This is a genomic window from Actomonas aquatica (assembly GCF_019679435.2).
GTDB classification, from domain to species: Bacteria; Verrucomicrobiota; Verrucomicrobiia; order Opitutales; family Opitutaceae; genus Actomonas; species Actomonas aquatica.
Window position 1 is genome coordinate 6051963 of sequence record NZ_CP139781.1, and the last position, 14942, is coordinate 6066904.

General features: G+C 64.3%; 12 protein-coding genes. 7 read left to right on the forward strand and 5 right to left on the reverse strand.

Annotated elements, in window-relative coordinates; translation table 11 throughout:
- The first annotated feature begins 72 nt into the window (after positions 1-72).
- From K1X11_RS23215 to K1X11_RS23230, 4 genes are all read left to right on the forward strand, one after another.
- Positions 73-957, forward strand: coding sequence for a carbon-nitrogen hydrolase (locus K1X11_RS23215; RefSeq protein ID WP_221030109.1), 885 nt, complete (start codon positions 73-75; stop codon positions 955-957).
- 148 nt (positions 958-1105) lie between these two features.
- Positions 1106-1558 (forward strand): IS200/IS605 family transposase, encoded by a 453-nt coding sequence (tnpA, locus tag K1X11_RS23220; RefSeq protein WP_221030108.1) that lies wholly within the window; start codon positions 1106-1108, stop codon positions 1556-1558.
- Positions 1559-1707: 149 nt separating this feature from the next.
- The gene (locus K1X11_RS23225; RefSeq protein WP_221030107.1) at positions 1708-2712 is read left to right on the forward strand and encodes an agmatine deiminase family protein; all 1005 of its coding nucleotides are present in this window, start codon (positions 1708-1710) and stop codon (positions 2710-2712) included.
- Between the two features lie 17 nt (positions 2713-2729).
- Positions 2730-3224, forward strand: a complete 495-nt coding sequence (locus tag K1X11_RS23230; RefSeq protein ID WP_221030106.1) for a hypothetical protein — start codon at positions 2730-2732, stop codon at positions 3222-3224.
- On the opposite strand, the gene K1X11_RS23235 is transcribed toward K1X11_RS23230, so the two are convergent.
- The gene (locus K1X11_RS23235; protein WP_221030105.1) at positions 3188-3898 is read right to left on the reverse strand and encodes a hypothetical protein; all 711 of its coding nucleotides are present in this window, start codon (positions 3896-3898) and stop codon (positions 3188-3190) included. The genes K1X11_RS23230 and K1X11_RS23235 overlap by 37 nt on opposite strands.
- A 327-nt stretch (positions 3899-4225) precedes the next feature.
- On the opposite strand from K1X11_RS23235, the gene rpsA reads away from it, so the two are divergent.
- Together rpsA and K1X11_RS23245 are read left to right on the forward strand one after the other, a co-directional pair.
- A complete protein-coding gene (gene rpsA / locus K1X11_RS23240) occupies positions 4226-5896 on the forward strand; it encodes a 30S ribosomal protein S1 (protein WP_225919342.1) in 1671 nt (556 codons plus the stop codon).
- Positions 5897-6367: 471 nt separating this feature from the next.
- On the forward strand, positions 6368-6724 hold the full coding sequence (locus K1X11_RS23245; RefSeq protein WP_225919341.1) for a diacylglycerol kinase family protein: 357 nt from the start codon (positions 6368-6370) through the stop codon (positions 6722-6724).
- Between the two features lie 206 nt (positions 6725-6930).
- Here K1X11_RS23245 and K1X11_RS23250 read toward each other — a convergent pair whose 3' ends face one another.
- The 3 genes from K1X11_RS23250 to trpE form a co-directional block, all read right to left on the reverse strand.
- Positions 6931-8985 carry a hypothetical protein gene (locus tag K1X11_RS23250; protein ID WP_221030103.1) on the reverse strand — a complete coding sequence of 685 codons (2055 nt, stop codon included), beginning with the start codon at positions 8983-8985 and terminating at the stop codon, positions 6931-6933.
- A gap of 124 nt (positions 8986-9109) precedes the next feature.
- A complete protein-coding gene (locus K1X11_RS23255) occupies positions 9110-10150 on the reverse strand; it encodes a sigma-70 family RNA polymerase sigma factor (protein ID WP_221030102.1) in 1041 nt (346 codons plus the stop codon).
- Between the two features lie 353 nt (positions 10151-10503).
- Positions 10504-11985 carry an anthranilate synthase component I gene (trpE, locus tag K1X11_RS23260; protein ID WP_221030101.1) on the reverse strand — a complete coding sequence of 494 codons (1482 nt, stop codon included), beginning with the start codon at positions 11983-11985 and terminating at the stop codon, positions 10504-10506.
- Between the two features lie 139 nt (positions 11986-12124).
- On the opposite strand from trpE, the gene K1X11_RS23265 reads away from it, so the two are divergent.
- Positions 12125-14248 (forward strand): ATP-binding protein, encoded by a 2124-nt coding sequence (locus tag K1X11_RS23265; RefSeq protein ID WP_221030100.1) that lies wholly within the window; start codon positions 12125-12127, stop codon positions 14246-14248.
- Between the two features lies 1 nt (position 14249).
- On the opposite strand, the gene K1X11_RS23270 is transcribed toward K1X11_RS23265, so the two are convergent.
- Positions 14250-14930, reverse strand: a complete 681-nt coding sequence (locus K1X11_RS23270) for a response regulator (RefSeq protein WP_221030099.1) — start codon at positions 14928-14930, stop codon at positions 14250-14252.
- Between the last annotated feature and the right edge of the window lie 12 nt (positions 14931-14942).

A 14942-nucleotide genomic window follows, 5' to 3' on the forward strand; every position in this document is an offset into this window, starting at 1 on the left:
TTGCTACAGTCGTTGATCGAGAAGGCCGGGTAGGCCGCCGCTGAATCGAAAGTCCCACATCCCAAATCCGATATGAAGACCGTCACCCTCGGCCTGTTGCAGCACGCCTGCACCGGCGATCCCAAAGCCAACCTCAAGAAAACCCTCTCGTTGGCCGAGAAAGCCGCGAAGCAGGGCGCGAAGATCATCTGCACGCAGGAGCTCTTCCGCTCGCAATATTTCTGCCAGAGCGAGGACCACGAGAACTTCCTCCTCGCCGAGTCGATTCCCGGTCCGAGCACCAAGGCCTTCCAGAAGATCGCCAAGAAGCACGGTGTGGTGATCGTCGCGTCGCTCTTCGAAAAGCGCGCCTCCGGGCTCTACCACAACACCGCGGTGATCATCGACGCCGACGGTTCGTTGCTGGGCATCTACCGTAAGATGCACATTCCGGATGATCCGCTCTTCTACGAGAAGTTCTACTTCACGCCGGGCGACACGGGCTTCCGGGCCTGGGACACCAAATACGGCCGCATCGGCGTGCTCGTGTGCTGGGACCAATGGTATCCGGAAGGTGCCCGCCTCACGGCGCTGCAGGGCGCCGAGATCCTATTCTACCCGACGGCGATCGGCTGGCATCCGTCTGAGAAGGCGGAGTATGGCGAGAACCAGCACGGCGCCTGGGAAACGATCCAGCGCAGTCATGCGGTGGCCAACGGCTGCTACGTGGCGGCGGTCAATCGCATCGGTCTTGAGACGCCGATCGGCGGTGATGGCATCGAGTTCTGGGGCCAGAGTTTTGTGGCCGGCACCAGCGGCCAGATCCTGCAGAAGGCCTCGGTCGACAAGGAAGAGATCCTGCTCGTTCCGATCGAGTTGGGTAAAGTCGACGTCACCCGGACGCATTGGCCGTTCCTGCGCGACCGTCGCATCGACGCCTACGGCGACCTGACGAAGCGTTACATCGACAACACCTGAGGGGCAGGATGAATCGGTTTCGGTTCATCCCGTCGGCCTCCGCCCAAGCCGCGTCAGCGGCGAATGCTCGTAGCCGGGCGATTCATCGCCGGGTAGTTGGACACCTCGAAGCATCGTCGCGTCGCGACGACTGAGCGCAGTTCGCCCTATGGCCAATACCTACACCTCGCTCCAGTATCACGTGGTGTTCAGCACCAAAAAACGGGAGCCCTGGTTGGTTGAATCAGTGTGTGAACGGCTTTGGCCCTACTTGGGAGGCATCGCCCGGGAAAACGGGATGAAGGCGCTGGAGATTGGCGGGGTCGCAGACCACATCCACCTCCTCCTGGTGCTTCCGCCGAGCCTTGCTCTGTCCAAGGCGCTTCAGCTGCTCAAAGGAGCTTCGTCCCGTTGGATCCACGATAACTTTCCCGCGTTGAGTCACTTTGGCTGGCAGGACGGATATGGCGCATTCACGGTGAGCGAATCTCAGATCCCGGTCGTTCGAGAGTATATCCGCAATCAACCTGAACATCATCGTGTCACGACCTTTGCCGAGGAATACCAAACCTTCATGGAGCGACATGGCATCGAGTTTGATGAGCGTTATTTACTGGGATGAATTCAGGCGTCGCGCCGCGACGCACCAGTCCACCGGAGAATCCAGTTCCCGGGCGCTAAACCGCCCGGCTAGTTTCGAATGCCGCTAGCGCGGCCTAAAGTATGAAGGCATCAACCAACAAAGATACCCCCGCGGCCCTTGGCTTCCGTATGCCTGCGGAGTGGGAACCGCAGGAAGCGGTGTGGCTGTCGTGGCCCCACAAGAAGGCCTCCTGGCCGGGTCTGTGGCGCAACATCCCCAAACACTACGCGGCCTACGTCGCGGCGATCAGCCGCTTCGAGAAGGTGCGCATCAATCTCGCCGCGCCGCTGCAGGAGAAAGCCAAGGCGCTCTGCGTGAAGGCCGATGCGGTGATGTCGCGAGTCGAATTCTACGACCACCCGACCAACGACGCGTGGTGTCGCGATCATGGCCCGATCTTCGTGAAGCACCGCGAGACCGGTGAAGTCGCGTTGACCGATTGGATGCACAATGCCTGGGGCGGCAAATACCCGCCCTACGACTTGGACAATGAGATCCCGCCGTCGATCGCCCGCGCGCTGAAGCTGCGTCGCTTCGAGAAGTCGATGGTGATGGAAGGCGGCTCCATCGACGTGAACGGCAAGGGGCTCTTGCTCACGAGTGAGCAGTGCCTGCTGCACCCGAATCGTAACCCGACGATGACGAAGGCTGAGATCGAGCGCGCCCTGAAGGACATGCTCGGCGTGCGCCGCATCCTCTGGCTGGGCGAGGGCATCGTGGGCGACGATACCGACGGGCATATCGACGACATCACGCGCTTCTTCCGCGCCGATGGCCTCATCACCTGCGTTGAAAAAAACAAGCGCGACCCCAATCACAAGTTGCTCGCGGCCAATCTCGAACGCATGCGCGACTTCCGCACGATGCAGGGCAAGCCGATCGACATCGTCGAGCTGCCCATGCCACGCCCGGTGTTGATCAAGGGCGAACGCGTGCCGGCCAGTTACGCCAATTTCCTCATCATCAACGACGCCGTGTTGGTGCCGACCTTCCGGCAAAAGCGTCGCGACGCCGAAGCCTGCGCGATCATCGCCTCATGCTTCCCCGGCCGCGAAGTGGTGCCGGTCGATTGCGCCGAGATCATCTGGGGCTTGGGCACTTTGCATTGTCTTTCGCAACAACAGCCGGCCTGAGTGGTCGGACTTCTGCCATGACCCATCGCCCCGTTTTTGTCCTCGTCGCCGCGCTCCTGCTCGGCGGCTGCGCCACCATTGAGGAAAAGGCCGCCTCGCTGCAGCTGCCCGCCGTGCAGTCGCAGTCCAATTTCTACGCTCGGACGAAGCCGGTCGTGTTTGAGGCGCTCGTCGATGTGCTGGAAACGATGGGCTACACCATCTCGCGCGCCCAGCCCGCCCAAGGTGTGATCGAGGCTTACAGCCACCTACTGGAAGGCGATGATCCCGGCTCCTCGCGGCAGTTCTTTATCTCGGCCCGTCTCCAGGAAGTCGGCGAAACCGAGAGCAGCGTGGAGCTCAAGGTGCGGGAAGCCTTCGAGGGCAACTTCAAGGCGGGCGCGACTCGTGAGTCGCACGCGCAACACGGCCGCTACGACAGCATCTTCGAGGCCTTGGAAGCGAAGTTGGGCGAAGGCAGCTGGTTGCCGCCGAGTCAACCGTCCCCCGGCTCAGTCGGGGCAGGACGCTGAGGTTCGGTCGCGGACGTGGGTTGCTGACGTCGTCGTCGCCACGCGAGGTAGCCAAAGCAGCCGACCCCGAGCGCCAGAGAGTAGTGCGCCGGTTCGGGCACGGCCGACAACGGCGCGGTCTGCGACAGGTAACCCGAAGTGAGGCTGCGTTCAAAATGGACGTAACCCGAGTAGCCGATATTCCAGAAGCTGAACGGCAGACTGGCCGTTTCGTAGCTGCCCTGCAGCACGCCGTCGGTGATGGCTGCAGCGATGACGAGGGGGGCATCCAGCATGGATGCCTCCAGTTGCAGATTGAAGTAGTTCGCGGTGGAACCCAGCTGCAGCAGCGTCCCGGATTGGAAGTCGATGTTGGCTTCGGTATGCAGACTGAGATACGGTTCGTTGGGCTCAAAATCGTAGTAGTAAGGTGCGGTCACCGATTCCACGCCTGGCCACACGACATCCACCGGATCGGGAGGATTGGTCGGCTCCCAAAAATAGAGCTCCATGTCGTCGACCTGTTCGAGATCGAGATCGAAGTCGATGAAGCCGGTCACCGCCGCCCCATCGTCAAAGGCCATATCGTGAACATGGTAGCGCACGATCTGGGCGGATGCGGTCAGCACGGCGGTGGCGAGGCCGAGGAGCAGCAGGAGACCGCGCAGTGGACGCGGGGGCAGGGCGAAGGTCATGCCGGCCAGTTTAGCAAGCGAACGTTCGTCGCCGCCTCACCCGTGCGGGTGATCTGCCCTCACTCCGAGGCGGTAGGGCGGGGGCGGCGCGGACCGGCAGCCGGGTGGTGCAGCCGCCTGCAGGAGCGTGATTTACCGCTTGCGCTGGGGCGAAAAATTTGGCGATTCTGACCGTTCGCGACTGTTCCTTTGATCGATCGGTGTCCTGTCGCGGTGCTCCCACCGGTCGTTTTTTTGTCAGTGTAAACCATCAACCCACGCTCCGTTTCGACGGGGCACCCGGGCGACCGAGACCGTGGAGCAAGTCGAGGAAGTTCGTTACATACAATGAGTTCCATCATGGAAGAACTCCTCGCGGAGTCGAATTTCAGCCTCAATACCGAGGGTTCGATCGTCGAGGGTATCATCACCGAAATCCGCCAGAACGAGGTCATCGTTGATATCGGCGGCAAGTCCGAGGGCGTCATCCCGGCGCACGAGTTCATCGACCTCGGCGACCTTCAGGTCGGCTCCCCGATCGAAGTGCTGGTTGAAAAAGTCGAGGACAAGGAGGGCAACCCGATCGTCTCCTACGACAAGGCCCAGCAGAAGAAGAACTGGGAGAACATCCTCACCAAGTTCCCCGAGGGCACCGTGGCTTCCGGCCGCGTCCGCTCCAAGGTCAAGGGCGGCCTGATCGTTTCGATCGGCGTCGACGCCTTCCTGCCGGCTTCGCACATCGACGTGCAGCCGCCGAAGAATTTGGACCAATACGTGGGCCAGACCTACGATTTCAAGGTCCTCAAGATCAACCTCGAGCGGAAGAACATCGTGCTCTCCCGCCGCGAGCTCATCGAAGAGCAGCGCGCCAACAAGCGCCGCGAGCTCCTCGAGTCGATCGAGCCGGGTCAGGTCCGCAAGGGCGTGGTCAAGAACATCACCGACTTCGGTGCGTTCATCGACCTCGACGGCATGGACGGCCTGCTGCACATCACCGACATGAGCTGGGGCCGCATCTCTCACCCGAGCGAAATGCTCCGTCAGGGTGAGGAGATCGAGGTCATGATCATCGAGGTCAACCGTGAGAAGGAGCGTGTCTCCCTCGGCCTCAAGCAGACCACCAACAACCCCTGGGACGAGATCGACAAGAAGTTCCCGGTCGGCTCCAAGATCCACGGCAAGGTCGTCAACCTCGTTCCTTACGGCGCGTTCATCGAGATCGAGCCGGGCGTCGAGGGTCTCGTGCACATCACCGAGATGTCCTGGACCAAGCGTATCTCCAAGCCGTCCGAGCTCCTCAAGGTCGGTCAGGAACTCGAAGCCGTTGTTCTGGGCATCCAGAAGGACGAGCAGAAGATCTCCCTGGGCCTCCGTCAGCTCGAGCCGAACCCGTGGGATATGGTCCGCCACAACTACCCGGTGGGCGCCCGCGTCCACGGCAAGGTGCGCAACATGACCACCTACGGCGCCTTCATCGAACTCGAGGAAGGTATCGACGGTATGGTGCACGTCTCCGACATGTCCTGGACCCGCAAGGTCAACCACCCGTCCGAAGTCCTCAAGAAGGGCGACGAAGTGGACGCCATCGTCCTCGACGTCGACGCTCAGTCGCAGCGCATCAGCCTCGGCATGAAGCAGCTCGCCGACGATCCGTGGTCCGATATCGACAGCCACTTCAAGATCGGCGACGTCGTCAACGGCACCGTCACCAAGCTGACCTCCTTCGGCGCGTTCATCGAGCTCAAGGATGGCATCGACGGTCTCGTGCACATCTCGCAGATCAGCGAGGAGCGCGTCGAGAAGGTGAAGGACGTGCTCAAGGCCGGCGACGAAGTCACCGCCCGCGTCATCAAGATCGACCGCGACGAGCGTCGTCTCGGCCTCTCGATCAAGGCGGCCAACTACTCGGAGGACGAACTCGCCGCCGAGACCGCCAGCTTCGAGGCGCTCAACCGCGACAGCAGCGGCGACATGATGAACCTCGGCGACATCCTCGACGACGCGGTCGGCAAGGAATAAGCCCGGTCTTCATCGGTCGTATCCGAAAACCAATCACACGAAACGCCCCGCCTCGCGCGGGGCGTTTTTTTGTGGGTGGGTGGTGCGGTGCGGGAGGATCGGGGCGGGAGGGAGGATTTACAGAAGGGAACGAAGGGAAGGACGGAAGCGGAGGGGCAGGGGAACCCGGCAAACTGACCGAGAGGCAGGTGCGTTTTAACGCAAAGACGGCAAAGGACGCAAAGGTCGCAAAGCAGGGAGAGGTGGACGCGGACCTCCGGGCCGCGTTGTTTCACGTGCCTCTCGGTGTAGGCCGCGAGCTCGCTCGCGCTAGGCCGGGGGCGGGGTTTTAATCACCGCGAAGATTCGCTAAGCCCAGCGGCAACGGATCATCCGTGTTGATCTTTCGCCACGGAGCCAGAGACCCCGTAGGCTTGCAGCGGTTTGGGGCTTTGACTCCGGGCACTCTTATGCCGATAGGTGGCCGTCAGAATGAAAGCGCGAGTTGAAGCCTTTAGGCACGCATTTCGGGGAGCTCGCGTGCTCGTCACGACCCAGCCCCATGCGAAGTTTCACGCGGTTGCCAGCCTCGTGGTCGTCCTTGCCGGATTCTGGTGTAAACTCACGACACTGGAGTGGGCGCTGATTGTTTGCTCGATTTCCATCGTCTGGCTTTCCGAGGCGATGAATACCGCCCTCGAATTCCTGGCTGATGAAGTGAGCTTGGAATGGCGCGAGCGCATCAAGCACGCGAAGGATGTCGCCGCATTTTCGGTGCTGGCCGCTGCCATCGGGGCGGCGACCATCGGTGTGCTCGTTTTCACTCCCTACGTTTTCGGCCGTTCATGAAGAAACAGGACGTTCCGTCGGCGGAGCCAGAGAACAACGCTGTCCCTTGCAAGTTTGGGTTTATAATCGAATCAGAAGAGTGGTTCGAGGCGCTGAAGCTTGCGTTCGAGCGGGGCGTGAATGCAAAGCGATGAGTGCCCCGCAGCGAAGAACAGCGTTGTGGACGTTGGGCTTTGTGAGCGCAGGTTGAGGTGTCCGGCAAACCGTTAGCGCACGGCGCGGAGGTGGCCGATGAGGGGCCAGTCCCAGTTGGTGAGGCCGCTGGGGCCGGGGCCGGCTTCGAGGATGAGGCGGCGATTGGTGCCGGAGGGGAGGGGGAGTTCGCGATCCATAAATCCGCGCACGGAGGGATCGTCCCGCGGGTTAAAAAACTCTTCGCTGCCGCCGAGTTCGTTGCCGGCGGCGTCTTGGATCGTCCAACGCAGGGTGTAGCCGTCGGATTGGCCGCCGTTGTTCCAGGAGCCAATGCGCGCGCCGGTGCGGTAGCGCAGGGCGGTGACGTCATTCGGCAGGCGGAAAGTAACCTCGGCGCGCGGCGTGAATTGGTAGAATACCGTCTCTTCGAATTCGAAGCGTTCGGGGGGCACGGTCAGGTCCCAGGCGACGGGCTGCAGGTCGAAGGCTTCCAGGCGCTGCAGTGGGCGTTCGGCGTAGAACGTGTAGCCGGTGGCGGCGATGTCTGGATCGGCTAAGGTGCTGACGATGGAGACGGTGCCGGGGTCGATGCCTTGGTCGCGCAGGAGCGCGCGGGCGGCGTGATCGTATTGGTTCCAGATGAAGAACTGGTGGGTGGCTGGGGCGCCGCCGGAGTAACCATTCAGGGTGACACGATGGAGCGATAGGGCAGCGGCCCACGCGTCGAGGTTTTGCACGGCCATGTCCTGGTTGGTGAAGCCGGGAGCCCAGGCGAGCACCGGGCGGTCGCCGGCCTGCTGCCACGCGCGGACGATGGCATGACGGCGGGCTTGAGCGTCGGCCACGCTGTAGTGCGGTTGTTGCACGGCGGTGGTTTCCACCAAGAGGGCGGCGAGGAGGAGCAGCGGCACGAGCCGACGGCGTTTTTCCCACCACGACCACAGGAGCAGTCCGCTGGCGCAGAAAAACAGGGCGTGCACCAACGCCGAGATTCGACCGGCGGCGCGGAAGGCGCGCAGGGGCTCGATCCAGTCGCCGAGCAGGAGCCACAGGGAGAGCTCGCCGGGCCAGGTGACGAAGAAGAGGACCGTGACGAACCCGGTGGCGGCAAGCACGGCGGCGAGGCGTTGAGGGCCGCTGGCGTTGCGGCGCAGCCCGAAGGCGAGGGCGAGCAGGGCGCCGAGCCACGGGAGGAGTCCACCGAGGAGTTGGTGTTCGCCGTTGGTGATTTCGCCGCCGAACCAGCCGGTTGAATAAAGCCAGTGGCCGGGGGGGACGGAAAACCACGATGCCCACGTGGGCGCGAGGTCGACCAACTCGTGCATTGGGCGACCCACCCCGCTCTGCACGGCCTGCGAATAAACCCATACGTTCACACCACCCGCGAGCAGGCCGGCTCCGGCGAGCATGAGGTGGCCGAAGTAGGCGGGGCGCGGGAGGGACGCATTGCTGGCGGTCGGTAGCTGCAGACCGCTCACGCGGGCAGTGAGAAGTGCCAACGCCGTCACGAAGCCGGCGAAGAACGCGAGGTAGGGCGTGGCGGCGAATTGCCAGGCGAAGCCGCCGGCGACGGCGAGCAGTCGCCACGGGGCGCGCTCACGGAGATAGAGCACGAGGTGGCCGGCGGCCCAGAGCGCGGGGAAGAGGGGCAGGAGTTGGGGGTGGGTGCCGGTGAGCCAGACTTGGTTGAGGCCGGCGAAGGCGCCCACGGCGATGGGCGGCGCCCAGCGCGCATCGAGGCCGAGCGTGCGGAGGAGTCGCACGGCGAGCAGCACGTTGAGCAGGGCGCAGACAATATACCAGGCCTGCATGGCGCGCTCGGGGCCGAGTCCGAGCAGGCGGGCGCTGGTGTAGAAGGGTTGGGTGCCGAGGTGGGTGTCGCTCCAGCCGAGGGTGTGGGTCGTCGGGTAAAACTGTCCGGGGCTCAGCCAGTCGTAATGGCCGCGCCAGGATTGGTAACCGTGTTCCAGGATGAGGGCGTTGAAGCGGCCGTCGCCGAGGCCGGCGGGGAGGTCGGCGAAACCGCTGGTCCAGATGGCTTGGGTCACGTGGACCGTGCCGAGCAGCAGCCAGAGGATCAGCCAGATCGTGGCAGAGGGGAGGCGGCGGCGGGACGGAGGCGGCATGGACGGAAGCGGAGGCGAACAGCGAGTGAGCAGCGAAGCCGGGGGGCGCGGCAACCACCAACAAAAAACGGCCGGATCGCACGAGGCGACCCGGCCGGGACAGACGTCTACAATGAAAGGTGTCTTAGTTGGCGCGCGCTTCGATGAACTCGCGGATGACCTCTTCGCGGGCCACGCGGCGGTTCTCGATCTCGATCTCCTCGCGGGTGCGCTGGGCGTTGTGGGAAGCCATGGCCTTGCGCATCTTGGAGAGGGCGATGTTCTGCAGCTGGCGGATACGCTCGCGGGTCACGTTGAACTTCTGGCCGACTTCCTCGAGGGTGAGCTCGTCGTAGCCATCGAGACCGAAGCGGTAGCGCAGGATCTCGGCTTCGCGGGGATCGAGCTGGTCGATCATGTGGTGGAGGTCGCTCTTCTCGGAGTGCTCTTTGAGATTCTCGAGCGGGTCGGGCGTGCTCTCGTCACCGACGATTTCGCCGAAGGTGGTGGAGTCGCCGTCTTCGCCGACCGGGGCGTCGAGGGAGGCCGGACGGACGCTGACGCTCTTGAGGTGGGCGACTTTGTTGGTCGGGATCTGGAGCTCGATCGCGATCTCTTCGTCGGTCGGCTCGCGGCCGAGTTCCTCGGTGAGGGCGAGGGCGGTGCGACGCATCTTGGCGATCTTGTCGACCAAGTGGACCGGGAGGCGGATGGTCTTGGACTGGTTGGCGAGAGCGCGCTTGATCGACTGCTTGATCCACCAGGCGGCGTAGGTGGAGAGCTTACCGCCCTTGGACGGGTCGAAACGCTCGACGGCCTTCACGAGGCCGATGTTGCCCTCGGAAATGAGGTCGAGGAGCGGGAGGCCGAAGTCCTTGTAGTCCATCGCGATTTTTACGACGAGACGGAGGTTGGCCGAGATCATGTGATCGCGAGCGGCTTTGTCGCCTTTGCGGATGCGGTTGGCGAGTTCGACCTCCTGCTTGGGCGTGAGGAGGGCGGTTTTGCCGATTTCCTGCAGATAGAGCTGCAGGTGGCTGCGGTCGGACGGGGTCGGCTTTTCGGCGGGAGCAGGCTCGGGGCGCTCGAGGAAAGAGGGCGGCGTATTTGCGTTTACTACCGGGGCTGCTTCGATGGAGGACAGGGAGGCGCGATCGGTGCGAGCGTGAGTGATGGTAGAGGCCATAATAAGTGGTTCGGAGGTTCCGCAGTGAGAGCGAAGGAACAGCTGGTTTATTCCGGTGTTCGAGAGCTCCGACTGCTGTGATCTCGTTTGGTTCCGCGATTACTAGCCAAGTAGTCAACTATCCGCAAGTCGTGCCGCTGAAATCCGCCGATATAAGCCAGTGGCATAAGGGTTTAGCTCGCGTTGAAGTTCGCTAATGAGCCGGTTTGGGTGACCCCTAAATGGGTCAAACCGGTGCTTCCAAACGGGGCAATCGGGCACCGGTTGGGCGGGGCATGGAGAGGGCGGCACGGCGGCCTGACGCCACCGCTAAATCGGCCGTTTTTGCATCCGGCGCGAGTCGCCGGTGCGGTTTAAAGCTTCTCCGCGAGGCGGACGGCTTTGAAGAGGGCGGAGGCCTTGTTGATGGTCTCGAAAAACTCCGATTCGGGCACGCTGTCGGCGACGACGCCGGCGCCGGCCTGGATGTGAATCTGCCCGTCCTTGATGAGGGAGGTGCGCAGCATGATGCAGGAGTCGAGATTGCCGTCGTAGCCGAAGTAACCGAGGGCGCCGGCGTAGAAGCCACGTTGCACGGGTTCCTTGTCGGCGATGATCTGCATGGCGCGGATCTTGGGGGCACCGGAGACGGTGCCGGCGGGGAAGGTGGCGCGCATGAGGTCGTAGGCGGACTTGTCGGGCGCGATGTGGCCCTCCACCTGCGAAACGATGTGCATGACGTGGGAGTAGCGCTCGATGACCATCATCTCCGGCACGTGCACGCTGCCGTAGGAGCAGACACGGCCGATGTCGTTGCGGGCGAGGTCCACCAACATGAGGTGCTCGGCGCGTTCCTTCTCGTCGGCCAGCAAGTCCTTCTCGAGGGCGACGTCCTCTTCGTCGGTGGCGCCACGTTTGCGGGTGCCGGCGATGGGCCGAATCTCGACGCGGTCGCCGGTGAGACGCACGTGCACCTCGGGCGACGCGCCGACTATGGCGTAGTCGACCGTATCGAGGATGAACATGTAGGGCGACGGATTGACCGTGCGGAGGGCGCGGTAGAGATCGAGCGGGCTGCGTTGGAAAGGCTGGGAGAAGCGTTGGGACGGCACCACTTGGATGATGTCGCCGGAGCGGATGAACTCCTTGCACTCGTCGACGACGGCTTCGAAGCGCTCCTGGGTGAAGTTGCCGGCGGGAACACCGACCTGATCGATGCGGCTGAGCGAAGCCGGGGCGATGGGGGTGGGGGCGGCGAGCAGGGCGGCGAGTTCGTTGAGCTCGGCGACGGCCTGATCGTAGGCGGCGTCGGGATCGTCGCCGATGTGGGCGTTGACGCAGAGACGCAGGGTTTGTTTGGCGCGGTCGAAGATGGCGGTGGAGTCGACCAGCATGAAGTAGATGAGCGGCAGCTTGTGCTCATCGACCGGGGCGGCGGGCACGGTCGGTTCGATGCGGGTGATGTATTCGTAGCCCACGAACCCCACGGCACCGCCGGTGAAGCGGGGTAGGTCGGGCGAGGACACCGGCGTGACGCCAGCCATTTCCTGCTCAATGAGGGTGAGCGGGTCGGCCGGGGTGGCGATGGTTTCGCTGGAACCGTCGGCGTGGCGGATCGAGGTGGTCTCCGGGCCGCAGGCAAAAATCTTGCGGGGACGGATGCCGATGAAGCTGTAGCGCGAAAGGTGTTCGCCGCCTTCGACGGATTCGAGGAGGAAGGAGGGGCCGGCCTGCTTGAGCTTCGCGTAGGCGGAGACGGGGGTCTCGAGGTCGGCCATCAGGTCCGCATACACCGGGACGAGGTTTCCCTGCTGGGAGCGTTGAGCAAAGGTTTCGCGGGAAGGTAGGATGTGCATGGGAGCGAAGGCGGGCGGAGCGAAGGGTTATTGGGTCCGGCAGGAAGGCCGGGGCGCAACCCGAAATTGACGGCGGCGGGTCGTTGCCAAGTTGGAGCGGAGGCGCTGAGTTGCGGGCCGGATGAGAAGTCGGTTCACAATGACTGTGATGGCTTGGGGCCTGATGTGGGCGGGCGGAGTGGTCGGCGGTTGGGCGCAGGAGGCGGAAGCGGAGGCGCGGCGATGGCTGGAGGCGTTGCGGGACGGAGAAGCCACGGTGGAGCGCGCGCAGATCGTGCGGGAGGCGGAGGCGTGGCGGGAGCGGTTGGCGGAGACTGGCGTGGAGGGCAAGTTGCGGGGCAATTTGGCGGTGGAGTTGAGTTGGGAATATCGGGTGCAGTCCGAATACGCGTTGGCCGAGGCGCGGGCGCGGGAGGCGGCGGCGTTGGGTGAACGGTTGGAGGAACCGCGTCTGCAAGCCGACGGGCTGAACGCGCTCGGCGGGGTGTTTTGGCGGCGCGGGGATTTGGCGACGGTGTGGGAACACTGGCTGCAGGCGATGCGACTGCGCGAGGCGGCGGGGGATCAGGCCGGGGTGGCGGCGTCGTTGTCGAATCTCGGCATCCTGCTCGACTCCGAGGGCGATTTTGCGGGGGCGCTGGAGTATTATCAGCGGGCGTTGGAGATCGATCGGGCGATCGGGAGTGCGCCGCTGGAAGTGGCGTCGACGCTTAACAACATCGGGGCGGTGCACGAACAGATGAACCGCGAGGAGGCGGCGCTGAGTTATCACCGCGAGGCGCTGGCGCTGCGGGAGACGACGGGCGATGTGCGGGAGATCGCGATCAGCTACAACAACGTCGGCGCGTCGCTGGTGGATTTGGGGCGGCTCGATGAAGGGCGGGAGGCTTTGCAACGTTCGCTGGAGATGCGGCGGGCGATCGGGGACCGGCCGGGCGAAGCGTCGACGCTCGGTGAACTGGGCAAGCTGGAGCGACTGGCGGGCAATCTGGACTTGGCGGAGCTGCACGCGGCGGCCGGTCTGGCGATTTACGTGGAGATCGCGGAGCCGTGGGGCGAAGCCGATGTGGCCAATCAACTCGGCGAGATCGCGCTGGCGGCGGGGGAGCCGGAGCTGGCGCTGGAGTATTTTGAGCGGGCGCGGGAGCGAGCGGAGCAGGTGGGCGGGCCGCTGCTGTTGGCGGAGCAATGGGACGGCCGGGCGCGGGCGTTGGAGGCGATGGGGCGCTGGGAAGACGCCTTGGCGGCGCTGCGCGAGCATGCGGCCTTGCGCGAGCAAATCGTGGGTGATGCGTCGCGGCGTCGGGTGGAGTTGTTGGAGATCCGTCATGACACCCAGCAACGCGAACTGGAGGTGACGCGGCTTCGCACGGCCAATGAGCGGGCGGCGCAGGAGCTGGCGCAGGCGCGGTTTGAGCGGCAGGCGATGGTGGTGGGCGCGACTGGGTTGGTGGTGTTTGTGATGGGGTTGGGCTGGGCGTGGCGGCGACAGCGGCAGGCGACGCGGGAAGCGAGGGAGGCGCACGCGCGCCTGCGGGCGCTGGGAGAGCAGAAGGATCAGTTTTTACGGATCGTGGCGCACGACCTGCGCGGTCCGTTGGGCAATGTGCGATGGATGGCCGGATTGTTGCGCGAGGACGCCACTGAGATCCCGGAGGCGCGGCGGCTGTCGACCATGATCGATGAGGTGGCGGGGAGGCTGGTGGCGACGACAGATCGGCTCTTGGATCTCGACCGCATTGAGAGCGGAGCGGTGCAACCCGAGTGGCAGGACGTGGCGCCTGGCGAGGTGGCTCGGAAGGTCGTGGCGCAATACGCGGCGGCGGCGCGCGGCAAAGACCTCCAGCTGGAGGTGGTCGGCGACGAGAGTTCGCTCAGCGAGGTGGTGCGGAGCGACGCACGGCTCACGGAGCAGGTCTTGGACAACCTGGTGTCCAATGCGGTGAAGTTTACCCCGGTCGGGGGGCGCATCGAGGTGCGTGGTTGCGGCACGGATACGGCGGTCATGGTGGATGTCATCGACAGCGGGCCAGGGATTCCGCCGGAGGCGCGGGAGCGGTTGTTCGCGCGCTTCGCGCAGGTGGGCAACAAGCCGACGGCGGGCGAGGGCAGCCACGGTTTGGGTTTGGCGATCGCGCACGGTTTGGCGGCGGCGATGGGCGCGGAGCTGCGATATGAGACCTCGACGCATCCGCTGGGCGGCGCGTGGTTCAGCGTGCGGTTTCCGCAGCGGGCGGCTGCGGCGCCGGGCGAGGCGAGCTGACTCAGACGCTCACCAAACCGTGGCGCACGGCGAAGTGGGTGAGCGACACGACGTCGTGCAGATCGAGTTTTTGCAGGACGTTTTTACGGTGCGTTTTGACCGTGTTTTCTGAAATGCCGAGGCGGTGGGAAATCTCTTTGACGGTGAAGCCGCGGGCCGACTCGGCGACGACTTCCTTTTCGCGGGCGGTGAGCAGGCCGACGGCTTCGGCATCGGTGCTGAGTCCGCCGCGGAGCAGGGCGAGGGCTTCGGGCGAATAAAAGGGCAGCCCGGCGGCGATCTGTTCCAAGGCGGTGACGAGGATGTCGTAAGGTTCGCCCTTGGAGACGAAGCCGAGGATGCCGGAGTCGAGCGCGGCGCGCACGGCGGCGCCATCGCGGCGGGCGGTCACCGCCAAGATACGCAGGCCGGGGTGGGCTTGGAGCAGGTCGCGAGCGAGATCTAGGCCGGACTGGTCGGGCAGGCCGACGTCGCAAATCATCACGGCCGGTTCGTGTTGCTGAAAGAGGCGGCGGGCCTCGGCGGCGGTGGCGGCTTCACCGACGAGTTGAAACTGCGCCTGGCGGGAGATCGCCATGCCGACCATCTGCCGAATCATCGCCTCGTCCTCGACCACGATGGCGCGAAGCGGGGCGGGAGCAGAGGAAGCGGCGGGGGTAACGTCGTCGGCGTCGGGAGGCATTGCTGGTGCATC

What these genes read in the sequence shown, in the direction of transcription:
- K1X11_RS23215 (WP_221030109.1), top strand. Translation starts at nt 73, where the DNA reads ATGAAGACCGTCACCCTCGGCCTGTTGCAGCACGCCTGCACCGGCGAT.
- tnpA (WP_221030108.1), top strand. Translation starts at nt 1,106, where the DNA reads ATGGCCAATACCTACACCTCGCTCCAGTATCACGTGGTGTTCAGCACC.
- K1X11_RS23225 (WP_221030107.1), top strand. Translation starts at nt 1,708, where the DNA reads ATGCCTGCGGAGTGGGAACCGCAGGAAGCGGTGTGGCTGTCGTGGCCC.
- K1X11_RS23230 (WP_221030106.1), top strand. Translation starts at nt 2,730, where the DNA reads ATGACCCATCGCCCCGTTTTTGTCCTCGTCGCCGCGCTCCTGCTCGGC.
- K1X11_RS23235 (WP_221030105.1), bottom strand. Translation starts at nt 3,898, where the DNA reads ATGACCTTCGCCCTGCCCCCGCGTCCACTGCGCGGTCTCCTGCTGCTC.
- rpsA (WP_225919342.1), top strand. Translation starts at nt 4,226, where the DNA reads ATGAGTTCCATCATGGAAGAACTCCTCGCGGAGTCGAATTTCAGCCTC.
- K1X11_RS23245 (WP_225919341.1), top strand. Translation starts at nt 6,368, where the DNA reads ATGAAAGCGCGAGTTGAAGCCTTTAGGCACGCATTTCGGGGAGCTCGC.
- K1X11_RS23250 (WP_221030103.1), bottom strand. Translation starts at nt 8,985, where the DNA reads ATGCCGCCTCCGTCCCGCCGCCGCCTCCCCTCTGCCACGATCTGGCTG.
- K1X11_RS23255 (WP_221030102.1), bottom strand. Translation starts at nt 10,150, where the DNA reads ATGGCCTCTACCATCACTCACGCTCGCACCGATCGCGCCTCCCTGTCC.
- trpE (WP_221030101.1), bottom strand. Translation starts at nt 11,985, where the DNA reads ATGCACATCCTACCTTCCCGCGAAACCTTTGCTCAACGCTCCCAGCAG.
- K1X11_RS23265 (WP_221030100.1), top strand. Translation starts at nt 12,125, where the DNA reads ATGACTGTGATGGCTTGGGGCCTGATGTGGGCGGGCGGAGTGGTCGGC.
- K1X11_RS23270 (WP_221030099.1), bottom strand. Translation starts at nt 14,930, where the DNA reads ATGCCTCCCGACGCCGACGACGTTACCCCCGCCGCTTCCTCTGCTCCC.